The organism is Nocardia sp. NPDC003183 (assembly GCF_053590715.1).
In genome coordinates this window covers 305,302-323,022 of the sequence record NZ_JBSFTG010000003.1, presented here as the reverse complement: position 1 = coordinate 323,022, position 17,721 = coordinate 305,302, and the positions used below count along the sequence as shown (strand labels likewise).

General features: G+C 70.0%; 19 protein-coding genes. 10 read left to right on the top strand and 9 right to left on the bottom strand.

All coding sequences use genetic code 11. From position 1 onward, the window contains the following. Window position 1: 1 nt before the first annotated feature. The gene (locus ACWDXS_RS13385; protein ID WP_449965400.1) at window positions 2-766 is read right to left on the bottom strand and encodes a 2-phosphosulfolactate phosphatase; all 765 of its coding nucleotides are present in this window, start codon (window positions 764-766) and stop codon (window positions 2-4) included. A gap of 90 nt (window positions 767-856) precedes the next feature. Continuing rightward, window positions 857-1,645 carry an AraC family transcriptional regulator gene (locus ACWDXS_RS13380; protein WP_449965397.1) on the bottom strand — a complete coding sequence of 263 codons (789 nt, stop codon included), beginning with the start codon at window positions 1,643-1,645 and terminating at the stop codon, window positions 857-859. Window positions 1,646-1,700: 55 nt separating this feature from the next. On the opposite strand from ACWDXS_RS13380, the gene ACWDXS_RS13375 reads away from it, so the two are divergent. Beyond that, window positions 1,701-2,270, top strand: a complete 570-nt coding sequence (locus tag ACWDXS_RS13375; protein ID WP_449965394.1) for a class I SAM-dependent methyltransferase — start codon at window positions 1,701-1,703, stop codon at window positions 2,268-2,270. Between the two features lie 25 nt (window positions 2,271-2,295). Here ACWDXS_RS13375 and ACWDXS_RS13370 read toward each other — a convergent pair whose 3' ends face one another. After that, a complete protein-coding gene (locus ACWDXS_RS13370; RefSeq protein ID WP_449965391.1) occupies window positions 2,296-3,294 on the bottom strand; it encodes an SMP-30/gluconolactonase/LRE family protein in 999 nt (332 codons plus the stop codon). 38 nt (window positions 3,295-3,332) lie between these two features. Next, window positions 3,333-4,046, bottom strand: a complete 714-nt coding sequence (locus tag ACWDXS_RS13365) for a glyoxalase (protein WP_449965388.1) — start codon at window positions 4,044-4,046, stop codon at window positions 3,333-3,335. Window positions 4,047-4,163: 117 nt separating this feature from the next. On the opposite strand from ACWDXS_RS13365, the gene ACWDXS_RS13360 reads away from it, so the two are divergent. Further along, the gene (locus ACWDXS_RS13360) at window positions 4,164-4,544 is read left to right on the top strand and encodes a PPOX class F420-dependent oxidoreductase (RefSeq protein WP_379317943.1); all 381 of its coding nucleotides are present in this window, start codon (window positions 4,164-4,166) and stop codon (window positions 4,542-4,544) included. Between the two features lie 76 nt (window positions 4,545-4,620). After that, the gene (locus tag ACWDXS_RS13355; protein ID WP_449965384.1) at window positions 4,621-5,910 is read left to right on the top strand and encodes an acetyl-CoA C-acyltransferase; all 1,290 of its coding nucleotides are present in this window, start codon (window positions 4,621-4,623) and stop codon (window positions 5,908-5,910) included. A gap of 2 nt (window positions 5,911-5,912) precedes the next feature. Here ACWDXS_RS13355 and ACWDXS_RS13350 read toward each other — a convergent pair whose 3' ends face one another. Further along, window positions 5,913-6,647 (bottom strand): TioE family transcriptional regulator, encoded by a 735-nt coding sequence (locus ACWDXS_RS13350; protein WP_449965381.1) that lies wholly within the window; start codon window positions 6,645-6,647, stop codon window positions 5,913-5,915. Between the two features lie 81 nt (window positions 6,648-6,728). On the opposite strand from ACWDXS_RS13350, the gene ACWDXS_RS13345 reads away from it, so the two are divergent. Further along, window positions 6,729-7,880 (top strand): erythromycin esterase family protein, encoded by a 1,152-nt coding sequence (locus ACWDXS_RS13345; RefSeq protein ID WP_449965378.1) that lies wholly within the window; start codon window positions 6,729-6,731, stop codon window positions 7,878-7,880. Here the strand turns inward: ACWDXS_RS13345 and ACWDXS_RS13340 are convergent. Genes ACWDXS_RS13340 through ACWDXS_RS13330 form a run of 3 tightly spaced genes read right to left on the bottom strand, consistent with a single transcriptional unit; the run spans window position 7,873 to window position 11,681 of the window. Then, complete coding sequence (locus ACWDXS_RS13340) at window positions 7,873-8,709, bottom strand: HAD family hydrolase (RefSeq protein WP_387443385.1); 837 nt, start codon at window positions 8,707-8,709, stop codon at window positions 7,873-7,875. The genes ACWDXS_RS13345 and ACWDXS_RS13340 overlap by 8 nt on opposite strands. 51 nt (window positions 8,710-8,760) lie before the next feature. Continuing rightward, entirely contained in the window at window positions 8,761-10,140 is a 1,380-nt protein-coding gene (locus ACWDXS_RS13335) for a metallopeptidase TldD-related protein (RefSeq protein WP_378988466.1), read from the bottom strand. Window positions 10,141-10,148: 8 nt separating this feature from the next. After that, the gene (locus ACWDXS_RS13330) at window positions 10,149-11,681 is read right to left on the bottom strand and encodes a TldD/PmbA family protein (protein WP_378987943.1); all 1,533 of its coding nucleotides are present in this window, start codon (window positions 11,679-11,681) and stop codon (window positions 10,149-10,151) included. Window positions 11,682-11,875: 194 nt separating this feature from the next. On the opposite strand from ACWDXS_RS13330, the gene ACWDXS_RS13325 reads away from it, so the two are divergent. Next, on the top strand, window positions 11,876-12,469 hold the full coding sequence (locus tag ACWDXS_RS13325; RefSeq protein ID WP_378987940.1) for a TetR/AcrR family transcriptional regulator: 594 nt from the start codon (window positions 11,876-11,878) through the stop codon (window positions 12,467-12,469). Window positions 12,470-12,482: 13 nt separating this feature from the next. On the opposite strand, the gene ACWDXS_RS13320 is transcribed toward ACWDXS_RS13325, so the two are convergent. Then, window positions 12,483-13,250, bottom strand: coding sequence for a sulfite exporter TauE/SafE family protein (locus ACWDXS_RS13320; protein WP_378627548.1), 768 nt, complete (start codon window positions 13,248-13,250; stop codon window positions 12,483-12,485). Window positions 13,251-13,305: 55 nt separating this feature from the next. Between ACWDXS_RS13320 and ACWDXS_RS13315 the strand changes: the two genes are divergently transcribed. The 5 genes from ACWDXS_RS13315 to ACWDXS_RS13295 all read left to right on the top strand — a co-directional run bounded on the left by ACWDXS_RS13315 (window position 13,306) and on the right by ACWDXS_RS13295 (window position 17,704). Next, a complete protein-coding gene (locus ACWDXS_RS13315; protein ID WP_378987937.1) occupies window positions 13,306-14,481 on the top strand; it encodes a sensor histidine kinase in 1,176 nt (391 codons plus the stop codon). A 73-nt stretch (window positions 14,482-14,554) separates the two neighbouring features. Then, on the top strand, window positions 14,555-15,214 hold the full coding sequence (locus tag ACWDXS_RS13310; RefSeq protein ID WP_378627551.1) for a response regulator: 660 nt from the start codon (window positions 14,555-14,557) through the stop codon (window positions 15,212-15,214). A 72-nt stretch (window positions 15,215-15,286) separates the two neighbouring features. Next, complete coding sequence (locus ACWDXS_RS13305) at window positions 15,287-15,778, top strand: FxsA family protein (RefSeq protein ID WP_378987934.1); 492 nt, start codon at window positions 15,287-15,289, stop codon at window positions 15,776-15,778. A gap of 59 nt (window positions 15,779-15,837) precedes the next feature. Beyond that, a complete protein-coding gene (locus tag ACWDXS_RS13300) occupies window positions 15,838-16,041 on the top strand; it encodes a hypothetical protein (RefSeq protein ID WP_378987931.1) in 204 nt (67 codons plus the stop codon). Between the two features lie 70 nt (window positions 16,042-16,111). After that, on the top strand, window positions 16,112-17,704 hold the full coding sequence (locus ACWDXS_RS13295; protein WP_449965373.1) for an amidohydrolase: 1,593 nt from the start codon (window positions 16,112-16,114) through the stop codon (window positions 17,702-17,704). Window positions 17,705-17,721 lie beyond the last annotated feature (17 nt).

Sequence of the window (17,721 nt, the reverse complement as noted above, 5' to 3'; positions counted from 1 at the left end):
GCTAGCGGGGTCGGCGGTCGACGAAGGCGTTGCCGGTGAGAACCGGGACGGTGGCGTCGGCGTCGCGTTCGATCGCGATGGCCACATCCTCGGCGAAGCCGATCGCGGCGAGTTCGCGGCCGGACGCGCACTCCGTGATCAGCGCGCCCACGTCGGCTGCCGCCTCGAATGCTGCCGCAGCCGTGTGTGTTTCGGGGGACGGAGTAGTGATGCCGCGATCGATCAGCGCGGCGGCGAGCGCACCGGCACCGAGCCAGTCCTCGAGCGCGGGCCGCACGGTGTCGGTGCCCGGCCAGTGCTCGCCCGCCGCGATGATCGCGATCGGTCGATCGGGAGTGCCCCAGTGCTGGGCGACGAGCCAGTCGGCGACCGCGCTGACATTGCGCAGGCAGGCGGCGACGACCGGCGTTTCCTCGACAGCGGCGGCGATGGTGGAACCGTTGGGCGAGGGCAGCACCAGGCGTGGCGTGAACGGCGCGCGCCGGATCGCCGCCGGCGACAGCGACCACGGACCGGCCTCCCGCCGTCCGACGGCCAGTTCGGCGGCATTCTCCGCGGCGAAGTCCCGCGCCGACTCGTCTCGCCACCGATACGGGAAGACCGCGGTGCCGGCGGCGGCAGCGACGGACACCGACGTCGTGAACGACAACACGTCGATCACCACCAGGCACCCGGCCCCCGGCCCGAGTATCGCCGCGCCGGTTCGCCCCCACTCCACCCGGATCCCGAATCCGTCCTGCCGTGCCCACTGCGGTGCCGATCGCACGCTGACCTCCCGATAGCCGAATCCGCCAGTCCACCACGGCAACCGACGATGCGCCACCGCTGACCTCACCACGCGTGAAACCCCGACCGGTCAGGACGACCGATTGGCTACGTGGCCGGCGAAGTACTGTCCCGGCGACGTGCCGACGGCCCGCCGGAACGCGGCCACATACGCGCTCGGGCTGTGATAGCCGACCCGGGCGGCGATGCGGGTCACCGGTACACCGTCGGCCAGTGGGGTCAGCGAGGCCGCCAAGCGGATCTGGGTCCGCCATTGCGCGAAGGTCAGGCCGGTCTCGGCGCGAAACGCGCGAGCCAGGGTGCGCGAGCTGGCCGCGGCGTGCCTGCCCAGTTCGGCGAGGGTGCGGTCGTCGGCGGGATTGTCGAGCAGGACCTCGGCGACGACGCGTGCACGGGGGTCGGTCGGCAGTGGCGCGCCGATCGGAACGACCTCGACCGGCTCCAGTAGATCGAACACCATCGCTTCGGCCCGCGTCCGTCCGTCGTCTGTCAATCGCCGTGATGTCATGTGGTCGAACAGTTCTCGCAGCAGCGGGGAGACGCTCAGCAGTGTCGGTCCGGGAAACAGTGCCGGGCACCGGTCGGGTTCGACGAAAATGCCGCGCATATCTGCCCCGGCCGTCGTTCCGGTGCGATGCGCGACGCCGCCGGGTATCCACAAGGCTCTGGTCGGCGGTAGCACCCAGTGGTGGGCGCCGATGTCGATCCCGATGACTCCTTTACCCGCCCAGGCGATCTGATGCTGGGGGTGGCGGTGCTCGTCGAACCAGTATCCGGCGGGCAGGATTCCCGCGCCGAGCACCATGGCCGTCGGACCGGTGTTCGCGGCCAGCAGCAGGTCATGTCCGTTCTGCGACATAGTCTGTCAGCGTAGTGTCTGTCGGCCACGGCCCCCGGCTCCTACCGTCGTAGCTATGGCGATGAATTACTGGCACAGGCTGTTGTGCAGGTCCACGGCGTGGGAATGGGTGACGGCGACGAAGATCGTGCCGTGGGTGATGCGCGACATCGACCTCGGGGCGTCCGCGTTGGAGATCGGCCCGGGTTTCGGCGCGAACGTGGCGCCACTGCGGGACCGGGCGGCCTCGCTCACCGGCCTGGAAATCGACCCCGTGCTGGCCGCGTGTCTGCGCACCCGGTTCGCGCGGGAGCTGCGGGTGGTCGACGGTGACGCGACCGCGATGCCGTTGCCGGACAAGGAGTTCGACTCGGTGGTCTGCTTCACGATGCTGCACCACGTCCCCTCACCCGCACAGCAGGACGACCTGTTCGCCGAAGCGCTGCGGGTGTTGCGACCCGGCGGGGTGTTCGCCGGCTCGGACGGACTCGACAGTCCGCTGTTCCGGCTCCAGCATGTGGGTGACACGTGCGTGCCGGTCCCGGCGGATACGCTCGCCGACCGGCTGGCGGTCGCGGGGTTCACGGGCATCGACGTGGAAACTGGTCTCGGAATGTTCCGGTTCCGGGCCGAGCGGCCCCGCTGACTCTTCGCTCGGAGCGTGCTCGTACTCAGCGCAGGAAGGAGGGCGTGAGGTCGATACCGGGTGGTGGCCGCAGACGGCGGAGTGTGCCGTCGATGCTGGTGACGTAGAGCGACCACGCCCCGGTGGTGAGGTCGGGGGCCAGGCGGGCCGAGGTGGGCCCGATCGGCGGTGGGCTGGGGAGCGAGCCCCGGGGAGTGGTCCAGCCGGTGGCGAGCGTGCACCAGGCGCCGGTGGCCGGGTCGACCTGGTAGACGCTGCCGGAGTAGTCGCCGGTGACGAAGGCGAGGCCCGCGGCGGTGACATCGAGGTCGTCCAGTCCGGGCAGGAGACCGTCGTTCACGGTGGCGAGGGGAGTGGGCCGGTCGGGGGCGTCGAAAGGAACCCGCACGAGCTGCGAGGTGAGGACGTCCTCGGTGATGACCGCTCGGTGGTCGGGGGCGAGAGCGAGGCCGTTGGGGCGGGGGACAGGGGACCAGGCGAGGGTGAATTCGCCGGTGGCGGGGCGGTAGCGGCTGATGCCCACCGGCGGCCAGGGGACGGAGAGCTGGGAGATGAGCAGGTCGCCGTCGGGGAGCAGCAGTAATCCGTTGGGCTGCACCAGGTTCGGGAGCACGACGGTGACCTCGCCGGTGGCCGTATCGAGTCGGCTCAGGGTGCCGCCGCCGTTCGGTGTGGTGCCGTCACCGGTGACGAAGTAGAGATCGCCGCCGATCAGCCGCAGTCCGGCGGGGTTGTCAAGGCCGGTGCGGATCGTGGTGACCCGGCCGTCGGCGCCGACGTGCAGGATCTCTCCGCGAACGATGCCGCTGACGTAGAAGCCGCCGCGGCCGTCGTACTCGAGGTTCTCCAGGCCACCCAGATCGGCCGCCAGCACGTCGACGTGCCAACCGTCGGCGCACGACGGCGCACCAGCCTGCGCCGGACCGGCCGGGCCCACCCCGAGGGCGGCGGCAACCGTGACTGCTGTTGCCACACAACGGATCAGCCGCCCACGGGTGGTGCGTTCGTGCCATCGACCTCGCATAGCCGAAGCCTACTGGCCGATCGCCCCGATGACCCGGTTCAGTCGGTCGCGGTGAGCAAAGCGGTGAGGAGATCGGAGGCACCGGCGGTGATCGCCGTGCGCTCCTCGGCGGTCAACTCGACCGAGTCGAGTTCGGATTTCCAGTGTGCAGCCCGGTCGGTGTCCGCGGCGACGACAGCGAGTTCGGCGAGGGCGGCGTAGGCGCGGGCCCGCTCGAAGGCGCTCGCGGCGGCCCCGAAACGGCGCAAGCCTGCCTCGAGCGCGCGGGTCGCCGCGCGGTCGTCGTTCTTGAAATCGCGCAGGATACGGGCATTGTCGAGCACCCGGGCCAGCCCTTCCAGCTCGCGCGAGCCACCGTACTCGAGTTCGCTGGGCTCGTCGCGCTGGATCACCAGGACGGTGTTGCCGACCGGGTCGACCAGGGAGAACCGGGACTGGCCCGGACGGAATCGGGTGATCCGCGGACAGCCCTTGCTCGGGATCTTGCCGTAGTGCGCGCGCAGGGCGGCGGTGTACTGGGCATGGCGTGCGGCGACGTCGTCGACCATCAGCAGCGCGCCCGCATGCTCCACCGGCAGCTCGATGCCCGGCGGCGCGGGCGCGAAATGCAGGGCGCAGCCGTGTTGTTCGATCGCGCCGTAGACGTAGGGGCGGGTTTGCTCATGGGTGACGGTGTAGCCGAGCGCCCGGTAGAACTCGAGGGTGCTCGGCAGGTCGCCGCTCCAGAGCAGGGGCACCGCGGTATCGGTCATCGTCGGCCTTTCGCCAGAGAGTCGATTTCGCCCCAGAGGTTACGAACAGTTTCGCGAAAGCGCCCGTACTCTTTTTGCCGCTCGGCCGCGGATCGCCGCGCCCACTAGGCTGTGGGCATGACGAACCGCCTCGGCGAACTGGCGACCGCGAATTACGTACTGCTCACCACCTTCCGCAAGGACGGCACGCCCGTGGGAACGCCCGTCTGGGCGGTGGCCCGCGACGACAAGCTGTTCGTCTGGACGGTCACCGACAGCTGGAAGGTCAAGCGCGTCCGGCGCAACCCCGAGGTGACGGTGCAACCCTGCACCGTGCGCGGGGATGCGCACGGTGACATCGTGACCGGCACCGCCCGGCTGCTGGACGCGGCCGAGACCGACGAACTCCGTTCGTTGCTGCGCAAGAAGTACTGGCTGACCGGCCCGCTCGTGATTCTCGGCAGCAATCTGCGCCGGGGCAAGGCGGGCACGATCGGCATCGAGATCACGCCCTCCTGATTTGCGTCGATCCGATATGTAGAACCGCCGGTATCGGATACTGTGAGTCTTCGGCAGCACTTCCGAAGGGACTCACATGGCCGACAAACGCAACCGAGCCGTCGTCGTCGGGGGCGCGCGGACGCCGTTCGTACGCGCGTTCACCGACTTCACCCGCCTCGACAGCATCGCCCTGGCCGGCGCGGCCGTGCGCGGGCTGATCGAGCGGACCGAGATCGCGCCCGGCGAGATCCAGTCCATCGTGTGGGGCGGCGTCGTGCTGCCCAGTCACGCGCCCAATATCGCGCGGGAGATCGCCCTCGACCTGAACCTGGACTTCGGGTGTGAGGGGTACACGGTCACCCGCGCGTGCGCGTCCGGATTGCAGGCGGTGACCTCGGCGGCCGCGGCGATCGAACGCGGCGAGTACGACATCATGATCGCCGGTGGCAGCGATTCCACCAGTAATGCCGAGATCAAGCTGCCACAGAAGGTCGTGCACGCGGTCGCGCCGGTCGCGCTGGGCAAGCCCAAGGCGACGGACTACCTCGATGTGGTTCGTCAGCTCGCGCCGTTCACCGACATCCTGCCGCGCCAGCCCAAGATCGCCGAGCGCACCACCGGCGAGGTGATGGGCGAGTCCGCGGAGAAGATGGCCCGCATCAACGGGATCTCGCGCGCCGATCAAGACGCGTTCGCCGCCCGCTCGCACCAGCGGGCGGCGGCCGCCATCGCCTCGGGACGTTTCGACGACGAGGTCGTGCCGGTCAGCACGCCGTCGGGCACGCTGATCGACGTCGACGGACTCGTTCGCGCGAACACCAGCGTCGAGAAACTCGCCACCCTGAAACCGGTGTTCGAGAAGAACGGCACGGTCACCGCGGGTAACGCCAGCCCGCTCACCGACGGCGCGTCGGCGGTGCTGCTGATGAGCGAGGAGAAGGCGCGCGCTCTCGGGTTCACCCCGCAAGCCGCCTTCCGTTCCTGGAGTTTCGTCAGCGTCGACCCTGCCGACCAGGTACTCATCGGCCCGGCGATCTCGATGCCGCGCGCCCTCGACAAGGCGGGCATGACGCTGGCCGATATCGACCTCGTCGACATCCACGAAGCCTTCGCCGCGCAAACACTGTCGGTGCTGCGCATGCTGGAGAGCACCGAGTGGGCCAAGGCCCGTCTCGACCGCGACGAGCCGGTGGGCACCGTCGACATCGAAAGATTGAACGTGCACGGCGGCTCGATCTCGCTGGGCCATCCCTTCGGCGCCACCGGCGCCCGCATGGTCACGACCATGGCCAACGAGCTGGCCCGGACCGGGAAAGAGACCGCGCTGCTGGGGATCTGCGCGGCGGGCGGCATCGGCGCGTCGGCGGTACTCGAACGCGTCTGAGGTCAGGCGGGCGCACCGGGGCGGGGACGGTGCGCCCGGATGTCCACGGTGTATCGGCTCAGTGCGGCGGCAGCGTCGAGCATGCGGACGCCACGGGCGGTGATGGTGGCCTGCCAGTCGGTGAGGGCCTTCGCCAGCGCCTCGGTGCTGCCCGCGGCGCGAATCTGCCCGATGACGGTGGCGATGTGGTCGAGGCGGTAGTGACCTCGGCGCAGGATGTGGGCGAGTTCGGCGTCACGGAGGTCGGTGGGGCCGTAGCGGCGGTAGCCGGTGGCCGGGTCCCGATCGGGAGACAGGATGTCGGCCGCTTCCCACGCCCGCAGGGTGGCCGGGGTGACTCGCAGGTGATGGGCGAGTTCGCCGATGGTTCTTGTCGTGGCCGAACCCGGTGTGGCAGAGCTCGATTCGGTGATCAGGTGGTCGACGGCCCGGCGGACCGTGGCGAGAGTCTCACGGTCTCGCAGGAGCTGGCTGTGCCCGCGGTCGATGACCGTGAGAGCCCTGTCGAGGTCGTCCGCGTGCAGCGCGCGCATGAGGTCGCCCGCCTGCGCGTGGCCGTAGGCGGGGATCAGGGTGAGGTAGGTGCGCAGCGCGGCCGCGTGCAGGTCGGTGTAGATCCGGTAGCCGGCAGGGGTGCGTTCGGCCGGCGGGAGGCATCCGTCCTGCTCGTAATTGCGGACCGCCTGGGTCGAAATCGCGTGCTCGCGGGCCAGGTCGGACGGTCGTAGGGTTCTCACTGTTTTGAGACTTTACGACAGATCTCCTGAATCGACGCTGCTCGAGTCTCAACCGTTCTTTCAACGATACGGTTGATAGGTATGAGCCAGATAATCAGCGACTTCGTCCGTTCGTCCTGTGAACTGCTTGCGCTCGGGGAACCGACGCACAAAGAACCCGGCTTCGCGTCGGTCCGCAATGAGCTGTTCGCCGAGTTGGTGGCGAGTGGATTCCGGTCGATCGCTCTCGAAACGGATCGGGTTGCCGCGCTCGCCGTGGACGATTACGTTCGCGGCGGCCACGGCGCCTTCGACGAGGTGATGCGGACCGGCTTCTCGCACGAGTTCGGCGAACTCGACGGCAACCGGCACCTGGTCGCCTGGCTGCGCGACTACAACGCGTGCAGGCCGGCCGAGGATCAGGTCCGCTTCCACGGATTCGACGCCGCGATGGAGACGATGAGTGCGCCGAGCCCGCGGTCCTACCTCGAATTCGCCCGCGACTACCTCGAACTCGACTTCGACATCAGCGGGCCCGCCGGCAGCGACGAGCGCTGGAGCCGCACCGAAGCGGTCCTGGACGCCGACGTCTCGCCCGGTGCCACCCCCGACGCCGAGCGGTTGCGGGTGATGGCCGACGACATGCTCGCCCTGCTCTACACCCGCGCACCGGAACGGATCGCGGCCACGTCACTCGCCGAGTGGCGAAGGGCGGCAATTCATCTCACCGCCGGGCTCGGCCTGCTCCGGTACCACCGGCAGGCGGCCCAGCCGACGGAGGACGGCGTGCGATGGAACAGCCTGGCCGCCGCCCGTGACGCGCTGATGGCCCAGAACCTGCTCGACATCCGGTCCACCGAAGCACGCCGTGGTCCGACCCTGGTGTACTCGCACAACCTGCACCTGCGGCGCAACACCAGCGTCATGCGGATGGGGCCGATGGAGCTCGTCTGGTCCGGCGCGGGGGCGATCGTCGGATCGCTGCTGGGCGAGCACTACGGGGTGATACTCGGCAGTCTGGGACGCAGTGACGGCCTCGAACTCGCCGAACCCGGGCCGGGCACCTTCGAACACACGCTGCAGAACCGCATCGGCACCTGGGGTTTGATCCCGGCGGCAGAACTCGGACCCGGACACACCCGCACCGATGTCACCCAGGAGCAGGGGTACTTCCCGCTGGACGCGGACACCGTGAGCGTGACGGATACGATCCTGCACCTCAGCGTGGGCCGGGCGCCGACATCGGTCAGCTAGCCGAGTCGCGCTGTGCCGAGCCGGTCAATTCCTCCAGGTAGGAGGCGACACCGTCCTCGTCGTTGGCCGGGAGCACCCGGTCGGCGAGTGCGATGACCTCGGGTGCCGCGTTGGCCGGAACCAGCGCGGTACCCGCCCAGGTCAGCATGGCGACATCGTTGAGCGCATCGCCGGCGGCCGCGACCTCCGACAGGTGGATGCCGTCGAGCGCGCACAATCGGGCCAGCGCGCTGGCCTTCGAGACACCTTCCGCGGCCATCTCCATGTACGCGGCGCCGGAGTGGGTCAGCTCCACGCCGGTGATCCCGACCGCCACCGCCTTGCGGTAGAGCTGGGCGCCCGGTAACTCGGGATGACGGGCGACGATCTTCACCATCGCGTCGACGCCCGTCGGCAAGATATCGGACAGTTCCATCTCGTGCGGGTTGCGGTGGTGATCGGCGAAGGTGCACAGCGCGGCATAGGCGGGCTCGGCGACGAACCGGGTGGCGCCGACATTGGCGAACACCACACCGGGAATCAGATCGCGGATCTGCGCCATCACCGCACCCGCCGCGCCGGTGTCGATCGAGACCGTGTCGATGATCTCCGGGGTGCCGTCGGCCAGGTCGAGCAGCACCGCGCCGTTGGCACACACCGCTTTGCCACGGAAACCGCAGGACTGCGCCAGCTCGTGGACCGAATGGCGGGCCCGGGCCGTCGCCCACACCACCTCGATGCCCGCGGCTTGCGCGCCGGCCATCGCTTCGGCGGTACGCGGCGAGATCGTGCGATCGGAACGCAGCAAGGTGCCGTCGAGGTCGGTGGCGAACATCCGGATACCAGTCACCCGATCATGCTTTCACGCTCGGGGCCGTCCAACGGAGGGGGTTCACCCCGGTCAGGTGGCCTGGCTCACCGACGACATGTGGAAGTCGGGGATGCGCAGCGGGGGCATGGCGGTTCGGGTGAACCAGTCCTTCCATTCGCGGGGCAGGGTGATCTCGGTGGCACCCGCTTCCGACACCCGCCGCAACAGATCGAGGGGGCTTTCGTTGAAACGGAAGTTGTTGACCGCGCCGGTGACCTTGCCGTCCTCGACCAGGTAAACGCCGTCGCGGGTGAGACCGGTGAGCAGCAGGGTGGCGGGGTCGACCTCGCGGATGTACCACAGGCAGGTGAGGAGCAGACCGCGTTCGGTGCGGGCGATCATGTCGTCCAGCGATGCCTCGCCGCCGCCGGTGAGCAGCAGGTTCTCGCCGGGAACCGTGGCGGGGGCGGCGAATTCGGCCGCCGTCGCGCGCGGATAGACCAGCGATTCGATGACGCCACGGCCGATCCAGTCGACCCGCCGCGCGGACAGACCGTTGTCGAACACCGACAGCGACTCCGACGACGACGGGGTCGCCACGAAGGGCCGGTATTCCAGACCGCTCGCGTTCGGGTCGGAGTACAGGGTCAACGGAATGTCGCTGAGCCGCTCACCGATTCGCGTGCCACCGGCGCGGGAGAACGCGGTGTGGCCTTCGTGCGCGCCACGACCCTCCATGCTCCATGCCAGATAGATCATCAGATCGGCCACCGACGACGGCGGCAACAGGGTCTCGTAGCGGCCGGCGGGCAGCTCGACGCGGCGCGCGGACCAGCCCAGGCGCCGCGACAACTCGGCGAGCAGGCCCGGGGTGTCGACGTCGGTGAAATCGGCGGTGCCGACCCCCACCCACGCGCTCGCCAGATCCTTGCCCTCGCCGCGCTTGCCGTTGATCTCCACCGAACCCGTCGGCTGACTGAACCGGCGGCGAACACCGGTCGAGGTGCCCAGCCAGGTGGTGTGCACCTGGTGGTGGGCGAAACCGTAGAGCCGGTCGGTGCCGTCGAAACCGGTGGACAGGTCGCGCGCCAGCCCGGCGAACACGTCGATCTCGGTGGCGCCGGGCGCCTGATCCCACGCGGCGGTGTCGTCGTCGGTGGGTTCGAGCAGCGGCATCGCGTCGCGGGCCGGGGCGGCCGTGCGCGCGGCTTCCTCGCTGGCGCGCACCACGGCCTCGATCTCGGTGGGATCGACGCTGGTGGAGCTGATGGAACCGACCCGCGCGGTGTTCGGGCCGTCACGGAACACCGAGATCACCGCCCACTCCCGCGAAATCGACGAGCCGTTGGTGGTCATCGAGTTGCCCGCCCACCGCAGCGACGCCTCGTGCGCGTCGGTGACGATCACGATCGCCTCGTCGGCCTTCGACGCCGCCAGCGCACGCTCGACCACCGTGCCCGCCGGGAACAGACCCTCGTTCACTGACCGCCCTCCGTCCGGGTATTGAGAATGTTGACCCCGCGCACCAGCACCGACGGGCAGCCGTGGCTCACCGCCGCCACCTGACCGGGCTGTGCCTTACCGCAGTTGAAGGCGCCGCCGAGCTGCCAGGTGCTCGGCCCGCCGACCGCTTCCATCGACCCCCAGAAATCGGTGGTCGTCGCCTGGTAGGCGACATCGCGCAGTTGCCCGTCCAGTTCGCCGTTGCGAATCCGGAAGAACCGCTGACCGGTGAACTGGAAGTTGTAGCGCTGCATATCGATCGACCAGCTCTTGTCGCCCATGATGTAGATGCCGTCCTCGACACGGGAGATCAGCTCTGCGGTGGTCGTGTCACGCGAGGGATCCGGCTGCAACGACACGTTCGCCATCCGCTGGATCGGAACATGGTGCGGCGAATCGGCATACGAGCATCCGTTGGAGCGATCGAGCCCGAGACGCGGGGCGAACACGCGGTCGAGCTGATAGCCGACCAGGATGCCGTCGCGCACCAGGTCCCACCGCTGGCCCGCCACGCCCTCGTCGTCGTACCCGACGGTGCTCAACCCGTTGACCTGGGTACGGTCACCGGTGACGTGCATGATCGGTGTGCCGTACCGCAGCGTGCCGAGCTGATCGGGCGTCGCGAACGAGGTTCCCGCGTAGGCGGATTCGTAGCCGATCGCGCGGTCGTATTCGGTGGCGTGACCGATGGATTCGTGGATCGTCAGCCACAGGTTGGTCGGGTCGATCACCAGATCGGTGGGGCCCGCGACCACGCTGGGCGCCTTCACCTTCTCGGCCAGCCAGCCGGGGATCTGTGCGAGTTCGCCCGTCCAGTCCCATGTTCCGTCGGCGCCGGTGACGTACTCCCAGCCGCGGCCCGCGGGCGCGGCGAGCGTGCGCATCGTCTCGAACACCCCCGACGCGGAATCGACGGTGACAGCCTCCAACTGGGGGTGCAACCGCACCCGCTGCTGGGTGATCGACGAACCCGCGGTGTCGGCGTAGAACGTCTGCTCTTTGACCTGCAGGACCGAGGCGGTGACGTGGTCGACACCGTCGGCCGCGGACAGCCGTTCCGAATAGTCCTGCAGCAGCGCCACTTTGTCGGCTGCCGGCACCGTGAACGGGTCGAGGTCGTAGGCCGAGACCCACGAGACGTCGTCATAGCGTGGTTCGTCGGCCAGTTCGACGCGCTCCCGGTTCAGCGCGCGCAGCGCCTTTGCCACGGTCACCGCCCGGCGCGCCACCTCGGCGGCGATCTCGGGCGTGAGTGCGGCGTGGGAGGCGAAACCCCAGGTGCCGTCGACGATCACGCGCACCGCCAGTCCCAGCTCGGTCGCGTCGGTGACCGCTTCGACGCGACCATCCCGTAACCGGATCGACTGGGTCACCAACCGTTGCACGCGCAGGTCGGCATGCTCGGCGCCGGCCGCGCGGGCCGCCGACAGCGCGGCCTCGGCCAGGGTGGCGAGCCCGAGCGCGCGGAACTCCTCGTCCACATCTCTGGAAGTCGTGGTATCGCTCACCGCACCTACGCTAACCGGTGCCACCGACACATGTGCGCCGGAACCGCTTCCGGCGCACCGTCATGTCTGTTGCCGCCGTGACGCGCGGACTCCGGTCATCCCGCGAGCGGTGCCGAAAATGCCGTAGGGTGCCCGCCGTGCCGCCATCTGCCCTGCGCGATCGAAAAAGGGAACGAACCCGACGTGCGATCCTCGTGGCCGCCGTCGAATTGTTCGAGGCCAGAGGCTATGAGGAGACAACCGTCGCCGACATCGCGGCCGAGGCCGAGGTCGGCACCCGGACCTTCTTCAACTACTTCGCGAGCAAAGAAGAACTGCTCTTCCCCGAACCCGACGAACGGGTGCGCGCGGCGGTCGCCGCCATCGCCACCCGTCGGCCCGGCGAGCGACCGGTGGAGGTGTTGCTGCGGGCCTTGCGCGCGGCGGGCGACAACCCCGGCGAACACCTCGTCGACGACGTCGGTTCGCGGGTGGCCGCCCTGCGGGCGCGGGTCTCGCGGACCGTCCCCTCGGTGAGCGGTCGCGCCGCGCACGCGCAATTGGTCGCGCAGCGCGAGATCGCCCACCAGTTGCACATCGCGTTCCCGCACGAACTCGACGAGGTCGGCGCCGCGGCGCTGGTCGGCGCCGTGGTCGGCGCGGTGTCGGGCGCGCTGACGGTGCTGTTCCAGCAGCCACAGCACGGCATCGACGACGGTGAACGCCTCCATCGCAAGATCCACGAGACCACCTCGCGGGTCCTGCAACCGTGGCTCGCCGCCTCCGCGGCCGCCGAACCGGTGCGCTGATCGAATCGCCGCCCTAACCGAACTGCTGCCACCCCAACCGGATCACCATCACCACCACGACGACGAGCAACACAATCCGGACGAACCCCGCGCCCCTGGCCAGCGCCATCCGCGAACCGATCAGCGCGCCGAGAACGTTCGCCACCGCCATGCCCGCGCCGAGACCCCACAGGATGTGGCCGGTCGAGCCGAGGAACAGCAGCGCACCCACGTTCGACCCGCAGTTGATCACCTTGGCCATCGCGGCCGCCCGCACGAACTCGGTGCCGAGCAGGGTCGCGAAGGTGATGATCAGGAAGGTGCCGGTGCCCGGCCCGAGCAGCCCGTCGTAGAGGCCGATCAGACCGGACGCGAGGCCGACCACCAGGATCACCTTGCGCCGGGTCGGCGGATGGGTGGCCATCGTCAGGCCGACCGAGGGTCGCACGGTCACGAACACCGCCACCCCGACGAGCACCACCATCACCAGCGGGATGAACAGGTCGCGGTCGATCAGCGACACCGCCGCCGCGCCGCACGCGGCCGTGATCGCGGCGATCACCGCGCCGGGCAGCAGTACCTTCCACTGCATCGGCACCTTGCGCGCGAAGGTCGCCACCGCGGTCGCGGTGCCTGCCAGGGCGGCGAGCTTGTTGGTGCCCAGCGCGGTCTGCGGTGCGATGCCGGGAACGACGAGGAACAGGGTCGGCAGAATGATCAGCCCGCCGCCGCCGACCACGGCGTCGACCCAGCCCGCCGCCGCGGCGGCCACCAGCAGGACCGTCCAGTCTCCGAGTTGCACGCGTCCAGGCAATCAAGATCACGGCCGGAAAGCCAGCCGGGGCTACGCTGGGCCCGTGCGCCGGTTCAGCCTGTGGCTACGCGGACGACCCATCGTCGCCGACTCGATTCTCGCGGGATTGCTGCTGTTCCTCGATGCCCTCGGGGTGGGCGACGAACACAACAAGGTCGTCTACCTGATCTTCTCGGTGATCGTGCCGCTGCCGCTGATCCTGCGGCGGGTGTATCCGCGGGCGGTGGCGGCGGCGATGCTGGTGCTGTCGTTGCTGAATACTCTCATCGGCTACCTGATCGATGGACAGGTAGCCGACCATGTCGCCCTGATCGGGCTCGGGGTGATGCTCTACACGCTCGTCGCCTACGTCGGCCGGCGTGACGGGCTCATCTTCCTCGCCTTCCTCGCGCTCGACATGGTGGCGTCGGTCCTGCTGCTCGACGAGCCGCGCGGCGGTGATCTGGCGATGGTCGCGCTCATCTACGCGCTGTGCTGGACACTGGCCGAGTTCAACGGTGCCCGGCACGCGTACGACTCCGAGGTGGCGGCGCGGCTGGCCGTCGCCGATTACGACAAGGAACGGCGCGCCCACGACGCGGTCGCCGCCGAACGCACCCGCATCGCCCGCGAACTCCACGATGTGGTCGCGCACGCAGTCAGCGTCATCATCGTGCAGGCCGACGGCGCCAAGTACGCCCTGCGTCAGGACCCCGACACCGCCGAACGCGCGCTCGCCACCATCGCGGGTACCGGTCGCGACGCGCTGCGCGAACTGCGCCGCACCGTCGCCCTGCTGCGCACCGAGCACGCACCGGAACTGCTGCCCCAGCACGGGAGCGCGGGCATCGCGAAGCTGGCCCAGATGATGCGCGAGGCGGGCCTGGCCGTCGACCTCGAGCTGACCGGCGAACTCGACGACATCGCCCCCGAGGTGAGCCTCGGCGTGCACCGCATCGTGCAGGAATCGCTCACCAACACCCTGCGCCACGCGGGAGCGGAGCCGAAGGCGGTGGTCCGGGTGTATCGGCGCGAGGAGGACATCCGCGTCGAAGTCGTCGACAGCGGCGGTGTTCCCGCACAGGTGAGTCCGGGCGCCGAGATTCCCGGCGCGGGGATGGGGCTGGTCGGCATGCGCGAACGGGTCGCGGTCCTGGGCGGCACTCTGTCCGCGGGCAGACTCGACGACGGCCGCTGGCAGGTACGCGCCGACCTTCCACTGCGGACCGAAACGGACTGAACCCCGCTCACCCCGCGGTCGTGCGGGAAAACACGGGGGAATGCTGCGCGGCGGTGACTATTAGGGTGGGGCAATGCCGATCAGCGTGCTCGTGGTGGACGATCAGGAACTCATGCGGATGGGCCTGAAAATGGTGCTCGGCGCGCACCCCGACATCGACGTGATCGGTGAAGCGGGCAACGGCGACGAAGCCGTGCGGCGCGCGAGCGAACTGCGACCCGATGTGGTGCTGATGGATGTGCGGATGCCGGTTGTCGACGGAGTGACGGCCACCGCGCAGATCGTGGCCGCGGGGGAGGGCGTGCGGGTGCTCGTGATGACCACCTTCGACCTCGACGAACACGCGCTCGGCGCCCTGCGTGCCGGCGCCAGCGGATTCCTGCTCAAGGACACCCCGCCCGAGGATCTCGTCTCGGCCATCCGCAGCGTCGCCGCCGGTGACGCGGTGGTCTCGCCCAAGGTCACCAAGCGGCTGCTGGACCGGCTCGTGGCCGAGGACCCGACGAGCCTGCGCGACCCGAAGATCCTCGACGTCCTCACCGCGCGCGAACGCGAGGTACTCGAACAGATCGCGGTCGGCCGCTCCAACGCCGAGATCGCCGCGGCGCTGTTCCTGTCGGAGGCGACGGTGAAAACACACGTCGGCCGGGTGCTCACCAAACTCGGTCTGCGCGACCGGGTGCAGGCCGTGGTGCTGGCCTACGAGACCGGGCTCGTGCGACCGGGCGGCTGAATTCGCCGGCTCGCTCGGGAGAAAAATCGGGCGCTCGTGCGTTGAAGGGGTAGATCGTCCGAAAGGATCGCCATGACCGCAGTGCTGTTCGTCCTCTACCTCGTCGTCGAGATCGCCGCCCTCGTCGGTCTCGCCCAGTTGATCGGCATCGGCTGGGCGCTGATCGTGCTCGTCGCCGTCTCGGGCGTGGGATTGGTGCTGCTCGGACGGCAGGGCAGGCGGGTGTTCGACCGATTCCGGCGGGCCTCGCGCGGTGAGGTGACCGCCGAGAGCGCGGTCGCCGACGGGGTGATCGTCGCCACCGGCTCGGTGCTGCTGTTCGTGCCCGGTCTGGTCACCGGACTCGTCGGCCTGCTCGCGCTGTTCCCGCCGACCAGGGCGCTGCTGCGACCGGCGCTGGAGAAGCTCGGCACCCGGCGCTTCGGCCCGCTGCCCTCGTTCGCGCCCTCGCCGTATCGCGGGATGGTCGTCGACGCGGACGGCGACGTGGTCGACGGCACCGTGGTCGGGCAGTGGTACGACGATGGTCACACCGCGGGTCCGCGCGCGCTCGGCCCCGCCTGATCCGACAAGGCCTCGACCGACACGCCCGCGCGCGGCGGCGAAGGGTCTACAGTACCGACATGGCCACCGAGCAGATCACCGTCACGGTGAGCGAGGAACTGGCCGACGCGGTGCGCAGAGCGAGCGCCGCTGCCGGACAGTCGATGTCGGACTTCACCACCGCCGCATGGCGGCTGGAACTGATCGCCGTGGAGGCGGGCGGGCATTGTCTCGCCGGGTTCGGCGACGCCGAAGTGCGCGCCGCACTGTCGCTGCCGACCTGACGCTCGCGCCGCCGACCGGAGCCTGTCCCTGCCGAGGTGCCGATCCGGCGATACGGCAGACTGGGGCATCGTGAGTACCCAGTTGCTGATCGGCGGTCGTTTCTACAGTTCGAGCTCCCCGGACGCGGCCGCGATGGCGGTCACCGACGGCACCGTGGTGTGGCTGGGCGCCGAGGCGCCCGGGCGCGCGATGCACCCCGACGCGGAGATCATCGACCTCGACGGTGCGTTCGTGGCACCCGCGTTCGTCGACCCCCATGTCCACGTCACCGCGCTGGGACTCCAGCTGACCGGGCTCGACGTGCGTGGCGCCGGATCCCTGTCCGACCTGCTCGAGACGGTGCGTGCGCACGCCGCGAGCCAGCCGGACGGGGTGATCATCGGCGAGGGCTGGGACGACACCGGCTGGCCCGAGCAGCGTCCGCCGACGGTCGCCGAACTCGACGAGGCCGCCGGTTCGGGCAGGCTGGTCTACCTGGCCCGGGTCGACGCCCATTCGGCCGTCGCCTCCTCGGCGCTGCTCGACGCGGCCGGTGACCTCGGCGACGGGTATCAGCGTGGCGAACTGCTGCGCGCCGACGCCCACCACCGGGTGCGCACCATCGCGCTCGCGGAACTCACTCGTGCCCAGCGTGATTCGGCTCGCCGGGCGGCCCTCGACGCGGCGGCCGCCCACGGCATCGTCGCGGTCCACGAATGCGCGGGCCCGGAGATCTCCGGCCGCGACGACATCCGCGAACTGCTCGCTTTCGACCACGGTGTGGCCGTGCGGGCCTACTGGGGTCAGGCCGTGCGCACCGCGGAGCACGCGCGCGCCCTGCTCGACGAGCTCGGCGTGCACGCGCTCGGTGGCGACCTGTTCGTCGACGGCTCGCTCGGCTCGCACACGGCGCTGCTGCGCGCGCCCTACGCCGACGCGGCGGGCTGCGGCAAGAGCTTCCTCGACGAGGACACGATCACCGCGCATATTCGCGCGTGCACCGAGGCCGGGATCCAGGCCGGTTTCCACGCCATCGGCGACGCCGCCATGGATACCGTCGTCGCCGGATTCGCCCGTGTCGCCGCCGAACTCGGTGGTCCGGCGATCGCCTCACGTGGGCACCGGGTGGAACACGCGGAGATGACCGACGCCGCTGCGATCGCACAACTGGCCGAGCTCGGCGTGATCGCGTCCGTGCAGCCCGGCTTCGACGCCGCGTGGGGCGGACCCGACGGGATGTACGCGACCCGCCTCGGCGCCGAGCGCGCCGCGGGCCTCAACCCGTTCTCGGCGATGGCGGCAGCGGGCATCTCCCTCGCCATCGGGTCCGACGCGCCCGTCACCGTCATGAACCCGTGGGAACAGGTGCGCGCGGCCGTCCACCACCGCACCCCCGGCCACGGCTTGTCCCCGCGCGCCGCCTTCGCCGCTGCCACGCGCGGCGCCTGGCGCGCGGGCGGCGTGCGCGACGGGATGGCGGGCACGCTGGTTCCCGGCGCACCCGCCTCCTATGCCGTGTGGGACGCGGGCGAGCTCGTCGTCGCGGCGGCCGCCGACACCGTGCAGCGCTGGTCCACCGACCCCCGCTCCCGCGTACCCGCCCTCCCGCGCCTCGATCCGGGCGTCGACCTGCCGACCTGCCTGCGCACCGTGCGCGACGGCATCACGATCTACGCTGCCTGACCCGCCGCCAGCAACGA